This window comes from Bacillus sp. bc15 (genome assembly GCF_900142585.1).
Taxonomy (GTDB): domain Bacteria; phylum Bacillota; class Bacilli; order Bacillales; family Bacillaceae_G; genus Bacillus_A; species Bacillus_A cereus.
The window spans coordinates 13,423-23,462 of record NZ_FRBJ01000016.1; the positions used below are offsets into that span (position 1 = coordinate 13,423).

The window sequence follows — 10,040 nt, forward strand, 5'->3', positions numbered from 1 at the left end:
GTATTTTTGCTATTTTAAATCATTATTTTTACGGTGAATAATTTTAAAAACGCTTACATTAAATGGATTGGCAAAGTGAAAAGGGGGGATTTATATGATGGATCAAAACCAAGGATTAAAAAGAGAATTGAAAAGCAGGCACATATTTATGATTGCACTCGGTGGAGTTATTGGTACAGGACTTTTTTTAGGATCAGGTTATACGATTCATGAAGCTGGACCTGGAGGAGCAATTGTAGCGTATCTTGTCGGTGGATTTGTAATGTATTTAACGATGCTCTGTCTTGGAGAGTTAGCGGTTGCGATGCCTGACGCAGGGTCTTATCAAACGTATGCGACAAAGCATATTTCTCCTGCAGCAGGTTATGTAGTGGGATGGATGTCGTGGTTAAACTGGTCTGCTACGATAGGTATTGAATTAATTGCAGTTAGTATTTTGATGAAACGTTGGTTTCCTGATGTACCGTCATGGATTTGGTGTGTAGTGTTCGCGGTACTGCTCTTTGCTATTAATGCGTTATCTTCAAGAAGTTTTGCGGAAGTGGAATTTTGGTTTGCAAGTATTAAAGTAATTACAATTATTGCATTTATTATTTTGGGCGGGGCAGCAATGTTTGGGTTTCTAGATATGAAAGGGAATGAACCAGCGCCAATGTTCTCTAGCTTTACTGATTATGGTGGATTGTTTCCAAATGGATTATCAGCCATTTTAATTACAATGATTGCAGTTAATTTTTCTTTCCAAGGAACAGAATTAGTTGGTATTGCAGCAGGTGAGAGTGAAAATCCAGAGAAAACGATCCCGAAGGCAATTAACAATACAGTTTGGCGTATACTTGTTTTCTTTGTACTATCTATTTTTATTCTTGCTGGACTATTCCCTTGGCAGCAAGCAGGAGTAATAGAAAGTCCATTCGTAGTTGTATTTGATAAAATTGGTATTCCTTATGCAGCAGATATTATAAATTTCGTTATTATTACAGCAGTACTATCCGTTGCGAATTCAGGATTATATGCAACTTCGCGTATGCTATGGTCTATGTCTAATCAAGGAATGATTAGTCCAATTTTTGGAAAGTTATCTAAAAACGGTGTTCCTATTTATGCATTAATCGTAAGCACAATTGTAGGGTGTCTCTCACTACTATCAGGTATTTATGCGGAAGATACAGTTTATTTATGGCTGCTTTCTATCGCTGGATTCGGAGCGATACTAGTTTGGGCATCTATTGCTTTATCAAATTTATTAGCTAGAAGGTCATACATGAAGCGGGGCGGGGATGTTAAGGACTTGAAATTTAAAACACCATTGTATCCATTTGTACCACTTCTTGCGTTAGTATTAAATTTAACAGTAATCGTTGGCATGGCCTTTATTCCAGAACAAAGAATGGCATTGTATTGTGGTATTCCATTTATGATTGTTTGCTTACTGTTTTATCGTGCTACAAGAAATAAGGGAAGTAATGTAGAGCATATTGAAAAGACAAATACAACGGAAGTAGAGAGTTTATAATAGTGATTAATTAGGAGACTGTAAAATTGTAAACAGTCTCTTTTTTTGTGAAAATAAAGCTGGAAACATACTATGTATGCAAAGGGGAATTAGCGATGAATCCAGAAGTTTCGCAGTTGTTAAAACAAATAGATTCAAGGAAAGAGGAATTACTAGAACTTACAAAAACTTTAATTCGTTTTGAAACACCAGCACCGCCAGCGAGAAATACAAATGAAGCACAAGAATTTGTTGCAGAGTTTTTAAGAAAACGAAATTTTAGTATTGATAAATGGGATGTATATCCGAATGATCCGAATGTTGTTGGGGTAAAAAAAGGGATAAAAAGTGACTCATATAAAAGTCTTATTATTAATGGACATATGGATGTAGCCGAAGTGTCAGCAGATGAGGCGTGGGAAACAAATCCATTTGATCCATTTATAAAAGATGGCTGGTTAGTTGGACGTGGCGCAGCAGATATGAAAGGTGGGCTGGCTGGAGCGCTATTTGCCATTCAACTTTTACAAGAAGCTGGTATTGAATTACCTGGAGATTTAACTTTTCAATCGGTAATTGGAGAAGAAGTTGGAGAAGCAGGTACACTTCAATGCTGCAAAAGGGGTTACGATGCTGATTTTGCAGTAGTAGTGGATACGAGCGATTTACATATGCAAGGACAAGGCGGTGTCATTACTGGATGGATTACAGTGAAAAGTCCACAAACGTTTCATGATGCAACGCGCAGACAAATGATCCATGCTGGAGGACGTTTATTTGGAGCGAGTGCGATTGAAAAAATGATGAAAATTGTACAAAGCTTACAAGAATTAGAGCGCCACTGGGCAGTTATGAAAACATATGAAGGCTATCCATCTGGAACAACAACAATTAATCCAGCTGTTATTGAGGGAGGAAGGCATGCGGCGTTTATTGCGGATGAGTGCCGATTGTGGATAACAGTGCACTTCTATCCGAATGAAACACATGAACAAATAATAAACGAAATTGAAGAGTATATTGGAAAGGTGGCAGCTGCCGATCCATGGTTAAGTGAAAATCCGCCACAATTTAAGTGGGGCGGAGAATCAATGATTGTAGATCGTGGGGAAATTTTCCCTTCATTAGAAGTAGATAGTGAACATAAAGCTGTAAAAAAACTTAGCTCAGTACACGAGTCTATTCTATCCAAAAATGCAATTTTAGATATGTCTGCAACGGTAACTGATGGTGGTTGGCTTAGTGAGTTTCACATTCCAGCGATTATATATGGACCAGGTACATTAGAAGAAGCACATTCTGTAAATGAGAAAGTTGAAATTGAACAGTTAATTGAATTTACAAAAGCGATAATAACATTTATATATGAATGGTGCCACACGAAAAAATAGATTTGTATAGTAAAATCGTACGAGTATGTATACTTGTACGATTTTTTAGTGAACTATTTCAGAGTTGAATATAAACAACTGAAATAGTTCTTTATTTTGCTATGTCTTTCGTTTCATTTCAAGTAATTTCTCTTTTGCTAATTCAACGGCAATCGCATCATCTAAATAGCCAATTGGAAAGAGATAGTCGGGAATAATATCTGTCGATAAAATGAAATAAAGTAATGCGCTCCCAAGAACTGCACGTTCTTCTTTTGAAATGGTTTCATTACAAAATTGTTGATACATATCTGTTAATTGTTCAATAAAAGGACCAGCACTATCAATTTGCTCTAATTTGCTTGCAAAACTGTCATGAATACGTTTTTCGCCTTCTGTTGTCTGGGCATAGCGTTCGTAATTTTCGAGTTCTTGTTTTACGCGAGTTGTAGTGTAATCGAAATCGAATAAGTTAGAGGATTGTAAAGTTTGTTGAATGGTATCAAGAGATGTGTACATATCCGTTTTTTCTTTATTAATGTGAGGAGAATCAGGGTACATTTCATCAAATAACAATTGGGGTGGAACTTGAAGACATTCTGCAAATTTTTGTAGATGTTTTTGTTTTGGTGGTTGTTTGCCATTAATAATTCTTGAGACTGTTGCAGGATCAATATTTGTAAGTATTCCTAGTTGGCGCATAGATAAGGCGCGTTCTTTTAAAAGTTTTTTTATTAATTTACCAAGCCGATCATTCGGGTTTTCATTAGCCATAGTGCAGGCACTCCTTTTTTAGTGTTGAAAAAATGTTGAGCATTTATTACAAGTATATGAAACAGACAGGCACAGTTGCTCAACATTTTCATAATATGCATTGAAAAGTGAGAAAAAGGGGTGACTATTTATGAGTACGGCAGGCTTATTTTCAATTCTTTTAATCGGGATCGCTTCTAATTTAGATAATGCAGGTGTTGGAATTGCGTATGGCATTCGTAAAATTCGTATTTCGTGGTTTAACAATTTTATCATCGCATTCTTCGGGTTTTTATTTACTTTACTAGCTGGATTTTTTGGGAACTGGATTGCGTTATTTATTTCAGAGTTTACAGCAAACCTGATTGGAGCAATCGTTTTAGGGATAATCGGGGTGTTTATTTTATGTCAGCCTTTCTTGAGTCAAAAAAATACTGTAGGTTCTAAAGGTGATAATGTACTTATGGGAATTTTACGTGATCCAGAAAAAGCAGATTTTGATGGCTCTAAAACAATTAGTTTTTCTGAAGCACTTGTTTTAGGAGTTGCATTATCTATTAATAATATTGCAGGTGGGTTTGATGCTGGGGTAACAAATTTAAATCTTTGGCTTACAGCGACTATTTCTGGGGTGTTTAGTTTTATTTGCATAAGTGGTTTTGCATATGTAGGGAAACGATATTTAGCAGCATACTTAGGGAAATGGGCGACGGTTATTGCAGGAGTGTTATTAATACTTATTGGGATTGATCAGTTGTTGTGAAAATAGAAAAGCAATGTTCGAGCATTTCCTCGGAAATACTTGAATAAATTGCATATATCGACATCGGATATTTACTTCTTAATAAATAAAAAGCACCTACATACTACATAGGTGCTTTTTAGCGTATGTCTTCAATTAATTGCTCTGATTCTTCATGCATACTGTATTCACTTAACACTTGGATGCAAAGCCATTTTAATTCCTCGATAGTATGCTCAAGTTCTTCAGGAAGCACATGATGAATGTCTTCAAGTCCCATCCCGAAATGAATAAGTTCAAGTACTTGATCATCGATATTCCGATCCATTAATAATTCAAGTACTTCTAAATTGAATATGTATCGGTGAGCTTCGTCGAGTGAAACAACTTTTAACTTCAAGCTTTCTACAATACTCAATATAAAAAGAAGGATTGTTTTTTCAAGAACAGGTTGTTTTCCCATTTGAAATATTAGTTTCATCTTTCACACCTCCACATATAGCGCTAGGTTGTACTATATTATTCAGGAGGGGGGAACAAATATGCATGATATAGAGAAACTTTCAGCACTGTTTTTGTAAGAGGATTGATAACTGACAAAAGTGAGGTTTTGGTGAAATAAAAAATCCTGCTAGTATAGCAGGATAACTCGCGATTAAAAAATACTCCAGCCTTCTTGAGCAGAAAGAAGTTCAAGAATTTTAAAACCAGCAATACTATTTCCGTTTGCATCTAAAGCTGGTCCGAAAATGCCGATTCCCATATCGCCTTTTACGCAGCCGAAAATACCACCCGCTACACCACTTTTTGCAGGGATACCAACGCGTATTGCAAATTCACCAGATTCGTTATACATACCACATGTGACCATAAATGTTTTGCAAATTTTTGTAATATGTTTAGGGATGATTTGTTTCTTTTTATATGGATCATATCCATCCATTGCAAAAATTAAGCCGATACGTGCTAAATCAATGCAGTTTACTTCAACTGCGCATTGACGAGTATATAAATCCATAAGTTCTTCAATATCACAATCGATAATACCGTTTTGTTTCATATAATAGCAAAGCGAACGATTTAGATAAGCTGTCTCTAATTCTGAATCGGCAACTTTAGAGGAATAATTAATAGTAGGGTTATCTGTTATTTCACGTACAAAATGAAGAATACGTTCCATTTTTTCCTCGTTATCTTTTCCTGCTAACATGCTTGTAATAGCTAATGCTCCTGCATTTATCATTGGATTAAGGGGTTTGGATGGACTTGTCGTTTCTAACTTAATAATAGAATTAAATGGGTCACCCGTTGGTTCCATTCCAACTTTAGAAAATACATATTCTTCACCACGGTCTAAAAGGGCAAGGGCAAGTGTAATTACTTTGGAAATACTTTGAAGAGTAAATAGTGTTTGTGAGTTGCCTGCATGGATATATTCTGTTTCTTTATGGAAAATGGCAATCCCTAAATCGTCTGGATTTGCATTTCCTAGTTCGGGGATATAAGTAGCAAGTTTTCCTTTTTTCGTATATGGTTTTACTTGTTCTAACAACTGTTGTAAGTTGTTTGTTTCAATGCACTGCATAGTACCAACGCTCCTATTTCGAATTAACTAAGTTTACTTTTCCCGATATGCTCGGAAATAAATAATAACATGAAAAAGTGGAATGATAAAACGAAAGTTATATGTTCTATAGTAGGTCGTTCTTTCAAGTCCTTTGTATTAAAAAAGGAGAATTTCCCTTTTATATAACAGTTTGGAAATGGGAGATTTATCCATAAAAAATCCGAAAATAAAAACTACACATCTATACAACTATATGTTATTATGGTTATGTAAATAGAAAGCGTTTTCTAAGGCGTACTTATAATGATAACGATTTCATAAATTTGATAGGGGGAATTAAAATGTTGCAGTTTTTACAACGTATTGGTAAAGCGTTAATGCTTCCAATCGCCGTACTACCAGCAGCAGGATTATTGCTTCGTTTAGGGCAACCAGATGTATTTGATATTCCTGTTATGGCACAGGCCGGTGCAGCAGTTTTTGATAATTTAGCACTCATTTTTGCAATTGGTATTGCAATCGGTCTTTCAGTTGATGGTAGTGGTGCAGCAGGTCTTGCAGGTGCAATTGGTTATCTAGTTATGAAAAACAGTATTGATGCACTTAGTAAGGGATATTCTACTGTAGAATTACAAGATAAATTAGGCAAAGTCCAAGATTTAATAGGTAATAGCGCTAATGTTGATCCATCTAAGCTTGCAGATACAATGACACAAGTATCTAAGGCAGCCGAATTATCGACTAAAGTGGATATGAAAGTTTTAGGTGGTATTATTGTTGGTGTTATAGCGGGACTTCTTTATAATAAATTCCATAAGATTAAACTTCCAGAATGGTTAGGGTTCTTTGCTGGAAAACGTTTCGTCCCAATTGTTACATCGGTTGTGATGTTAATATTAGGAATTCTATTCGCACAAATTTGGCCAGCAATTCAAAATGCTATCGATGCATTAGCTCATGGAATTGTTAATTTAGGGGCAGTTGGTTCAGGTCTATTTGGTTTATTAAACCGTCTATTAATTCCAATCGGTTTACATCATGTAATGAACACATACTTCTGGTTCGTACTTGGTGACTTTACAAATGCAGCAGGTAATGTTGTAAACGGTGATATTGCTCGCTTCCTTGCCGGAGATAAAACAGCGGGTATGTTTATGACTGGTTTCTTCCCAGTTATGATGTTCGGTTTACCAGCAGCATGTTTCGCAATGATTGCGGCTGCTAAACCAGAAAAACGTAAAATGGTTACAGGTATGTTAGGTGGTCTAGCATTAACTTCATTCTTAACTGGTATTACAGAACCAATTGAATTCTCATTCATGTTCTTATCACCAGTATTATATGGTATTCATGCTGTATTAACAGGTCTGTCTCTATTCATTACAACAACACTTGGCATTCACGATGGTTTCACATTTAGTGCCGGTGCAATCGATTACTTCTTAAACTTTGGTATTGCAACAAAACCAGTATTACTTGCGGGAGTCGGTTTAATTTACGCAGTAATTTATTTCGTTGTATTCTACTTCTTAATTAAGAAGTTCGATTTAAAAACTCCTGGTCGTGAAGACGAAGAGGAAGTAGCTGAAGGTGAAGAAGCTCCAGTTGCAGGTTCAATTGGTGAAACTTACGTAGCAGCTTTAGGTGGAAAAGAAAACTTAACAGTTATTGATAACTGTGCAACACGTCTACGCTTACAAGTAAAAGATGCTGGTCAAGTAAATGAAGCAGCATTAAAACGTGCTGGTGCAAAAGGTGTTATGAAATTAAGTAATACAAGTGTACAAGTTATCGTAGGTACAAATGTTGAATCTGTTGCCGATGATATGAAAAAACACGTATAAATAATGAGATAAGAGGATGTCCAAAAAGATTGATAACATCAATTTTTTACAGGATATCCTCTTTTTTTGTTAACAATTTAACGGGAATCTTACTTTTGTAAATTTTCTTTTTCTTTTTTGTACATATGGGTTGGTAATATGTGTAGTGCGTGATAAAGTAGGGATGATATAGAATGGATTATCCATAATCTACTAAAATAAATCTTTAGTAGAGGAATTAAATTATTGGTGAGTAAGGGGAAAAAAGCAATTATGGATCAGGAAAAAAATAATGCGAATGGGAAAGCAAATCGGCCGATTGTATACATAAAAAGGACAATCATTTTCGTCTTACTATTATCACTTGTATATTTCATGTATACAAAAATTGTTGCGCATAATAAGAAAGAAGAAACTTTAAAAGCGGCAGCAGAAATGAAGAAACAAGAAGAGCTAAAAAAGAAAGAAGAAAAAAAGAAACAAGAAGTACAAAAGCAAAAACAAAAAGAGCAGGAAGAACAAGTGAAGCAAGCGCAAGCTGCGGAACAGCCTGTTGAAGGACCACCTCAAGAAATTAATGAAAACGCTCAATTGGACCAGTATTTACAAAACGCAGGATTTAGCGGGACAGCTGTTATTGTGAAGAACGGAAAAGTTCTTCTGAATAAAGGGTACGGTATGGCAAATAAAGAGCAGCAAGTACCGAATAATTCAGAGACGACTTTTTATATTGGTTCTATTTCAAAGGCGTTTGTAGCAACTGCTATTATGCAATTGAAAGATCAAAATAAATTACAAGTTGAAGATACTGTTGCGAAGTATATTCCAGATTTTCCACAAGGTAATAGTATTCAGCTAAAACATCTATTAACACATACATCAGGGATTCCAGAATATGAGCAAGGAAAAGAAGATATTTCCCATGAAGAACTGATAAAGCGGATAGGAAATCAAAAGCGTATTGGTGGTCCAGGAGAGAAGTGGAAGTATTCCGATTCGAACTACTCTATACTTGCATACATTGCCGAGAAGGTAAGTGGACAGTCGCTTGAAGAATATATTAAACAACATATTTTTGCTACTGCCGGTATGAAACATTCTGGTTTTGGCACAGCGTTAGAACAAACAAGATTCCCATCAACGGGTTATAAAATAGTAAATAATAATATGACAACACCTAATATTCCGAGCATGTCACAACTATATGGTTGTGGTGATATATATACGAGTGCACATGATTTATATTTATTTAACGAAGCGTTATACTCTGGAAAGTTAATTTCAAAAGCGAGTTATGATCAAATGTTTACAGCCGTGAAAAAAGATTACGGATTTGGCTGGTACGTAGACCCAGGAAGCTATTCGAATCACGGTGTAATGCCAGGTTGGAATTGTTTAAATGGATTTAGTAAAAATGGTAGTGTGTATGTTGTTTTATTATCTAACATTCAAAACAACATTAAATCATTTGGTAAAGTGAATAATGACATTTATACGATGTTGCGAAATATTGAAGTGTAAGAAACTATCCTTTTGGATAGTTTTTTTTTGCCCTGAAACAAATAATTCTTTTAGAAAATGTATGCCTTACCTATCACAAAAATATCTATTTTGTATACATTAAGATGTATGGATGTAAAATTTTATAATCTAAAAATAATAGGAGGAGAAGTGTATGTGTCTGTTCAGAAAATATTGGCATAAATTATCAAGATTGTTTAATAGACAATTAAGCTATTTTTTAGATGATAAATTATTGCCTGCTGTGGAACGACTTTTATTTTCGCAAAACTTTGCAAGGTTTATTCAAAGAAACTCTAAGCAAGCTACGGAAGAATTTATAAAATCAAGCCAATTTCAATCTATTATTTGCAACATTTTAAAAGAATGCAATACATCACCTTTTAAAGAAATTGCAAAGCAGTATTTAGGTAAAAATGTTGAAATTACGGTGACAGTTGGACAATTAACAGGCGTTATTGTAGCAGTCGGTGATGATTTCTTAACATTGCAAGAAGGTATAGGAACTGAAGTTTTATTACCATTTACAAGTATTATATCAATTAAAGAAGTGTAAGAAAGGAGAGCTATATATGTTATTTACTGATGAATTACGTAACCATGTTGGTGAATTAGTGCAAGTTGTGACAGCTGTGGAAATTGTTACAGGCATTCTTTTATCTGTGACAGATGGGGCGGTAAGTGTTCGTACTTCTCCTTCTTATGGACCACCGGAAGATGTAATTGTGCGTACTCCTATTATTGCTTATGTTCGCTTGGAAGGGTAAGC

The 10,040-nt window shown here is 35.2% G+C and carries 10 protein-coding genes and 1 pseudogene; 8 read left to right on the forward strand and 3 right to left on the reverse strand.

Annotated elements, in window-relative coordinates; all coding sequences use genetic code 11:
• The first annotated feature begins 94 nt into the window (after nt 1-94).
• Nucleotides 95-1,516, forward strand: coding sequence for an amino acid permease (locus BUA87_RS27495; RefSeq protein ID WP_000969253.1), 1,422 nt, complete (start codon nt 95-97; stop codon nt 1,514-1,516).
• Nucleotides 1,517-1,611: 95 nt separating this feature from the next.
• Nucleotides 1,612-2,886 (forward strand): acetylornithine deacetylase, encoded by a 1,275-nt coding sequence (locus tag BUA87_RS27500; protein ID WP_083530694.1) that lies wholly within the window; start codon nt 1,612-1,614, stop codon nt 2,884-2,886.
• A 99-nt stretch (nt 2,887-2,985) separates the two neighbouring features.
• Here BUA87_RS27500 and BUA87_RS27505 read toward each other — a convergent pair whose 3' ends face one another.
• Nucleotides 2,986-3,639 (reverse strand): DUF1232 domain-containing protein, encoded by a 654-nt coding sequence (locus tag BUA87_RS27505; protein WP_001262773.1) that lies wholly within the window; start codon nt 3,637-3,639, stop codon nt 2,986-2,988.
• 130 nt (nt 3,640-3,769) lie between these two features.
• Here BUA87_RS27505 and ytaF point away from each other — a divergent pair, with 130 nt between their 5' ends.
• Nucleotides 3,770-4,381 (forward strand): sporulation membrane protein YtaF, encoded by a 612-nt coding sequence (ytaF, locus tag BUA87_RS27510; RefSeq protein ID WP_000100747.1) that lies wholly within the window; start codon nt 3,770-3,772, stop codon nt 4,379-4,381.
• Between the two features lie 118 nt (nt 4,382-4,499).
• Here the strand turns inward: ytaF and BUA87_RS27515 are convergent, their stop codons facing one another.
• Both BUA87_RS27515 and glsA read right to left on the reverse strand, forming a co-directional pair.
• Nucleotides 4,500-4,841, reverse strand: a complete 342-nt coding sequence (locus BUA87_RS27515) for a DUF3969 family protein (RefSeq protein ID WP_000766603.1) — start codon at nt 4,839-4,841, stop codon at nt 4,500-4,502.
• Between the two features lie 174 nt (nt 4,842-5,015).
• A complete protein-coding gene (glsA, locus tag BUA87_RS27520) occupies nt 5,016-5,945 on the reverse strand; it encodes a glutaminase A (protein ID WP_001149850.1) in 930 nt (309 codons plus the stop codon).
• A 69-nt stretch (nt 5,946-6,014) separates the two neighbouring features.
• On the opposite strand from glsA, the pseudogene BUA87_RS32190 reads away from it, so the two are divergent.
• From BUA87_RS32190 to BUA87_RS27540, 5 genes and pseudogenes are all read left to right on the forward strand, one after another.
• Nucleotides 6,015-6,142 (forward strand): annotated as a pseudogene (locus tag BUA87_RS32190) (transcriptional regulator).
• A gap of 126 nt (nt 6,143-6,268) precedes the next feature.
• Nucleotides 6,269-7,771, forward strand: coding sequence for an N-acetylglucosamine-specific PTS transporter subunit IIBC (gene nagE / locus BUA87_RS27525; RefSeq protein WP_000938908.1), 1,503 nt, complete (start codon nt 6,269-6,271; stop codon nt 7,769-7,771).
• Between the two features lie 252 nt (nt 7,772-8,023).
• On the forward strand, nt 8,024-9,271 hold the full coding sequence (locus BUA87_RS27530) for a serine hydrolase domain-containing protein (RefSeq protein ID WP_000371817.1): 1,248 nt from the start codon (nt 8,024-8,026) through the stop codon (nt 9,269-9,271).
• 154 nt (nt 9,272-9,425) lie between these two features.
• Entirely contained in the window at nt 9,426-9,827 is a 402-nt protein-coding gene (locus tag BUA87_RS27535) for an LSm family protein (protein ID WP_000335542.1), read from the forward strand.
• 16 nt (nt 9,828-9,843) lie between these two features.
• Nucleotides 9,844-10,038: an LSm family protein gene (locus BUA87_RS27540; RefSeq protein WP_000899476.1), complete on the forward strand. Its 195-nt coding sequence runs from the start codon at nt 9,844-9,846 to the stop codon at nt 10,036-10,038.
• Nucleotides 10,039-10,040 lie beyond the last annotated feature (2 nt).

Coding starts and splice junctions, on each gene's coding strand:
- BUA87_RS27495 (WP_000969253.1), top strand. CDS start 95: ATGATGGATCAAAACCAAGGATTAAAAAGAGAATTGAAAAGCAGGCAC.
- BUA87_RS27500 (WP_083530694.1), top strand. CDS start 1,612: ATGAATCCAGAAGTTTCGCAGTTGTTAAAACAAATAGATTCAAGGAAA.
- BUA87_RS27505 (WP_001262773.1), bottom strand. CDS start 3,639: ATGGCTAATGAAAACCCGAATGATCGGCTTGGTAAATTAATAAAAAAA.
- ytaF (WP_000100747.1), top strand. CDS start 3,770: ATGAGTACGGCAGGCTTATTTTCAATTCTTTTAATCGGGATCGCTTCT.
- BUA87_RS27515 (WP_000766603.1), bottom strand. CDS start 4,841: ATGAAACTAATATTTCAAATGGGAAAACAACCTGTTCTTGAAAAAACA.
- glsA (WP_001149850.1), bottom strand. CDS start 5,945: ATGCAGTGCATTGAAACAAACAACTTACAACAGTTGTTAGAACAAGTA.
- nagE (WP_000938908.1), top strand. CDS start 6,269: ATGTTGCAGTTTTTACAACGTATTGGTAAAGCGTTAATGCTTCCAATC.
- BUA87_RS27530 (WP_000371817.1), top strand. CDS start 8,024: ATGGATCAGGAAAAAAATAATGCGAATGGGAAAGCAAATCGGCCGATT.
- BUA87_RS27535 (WP_000335542.1), top strand. CDS start 9,426: ATGTGTCTGTTCAGAAAATATTGGCATAAATTATCAAGATTGTTTAAT.
- BUA87_RS27540 (WP_000899476.1), top strand. CDS start 9,844: ATGTTATTTACTGATGAATTACGTAACCATGTTGGTGAATTAGTGCAA.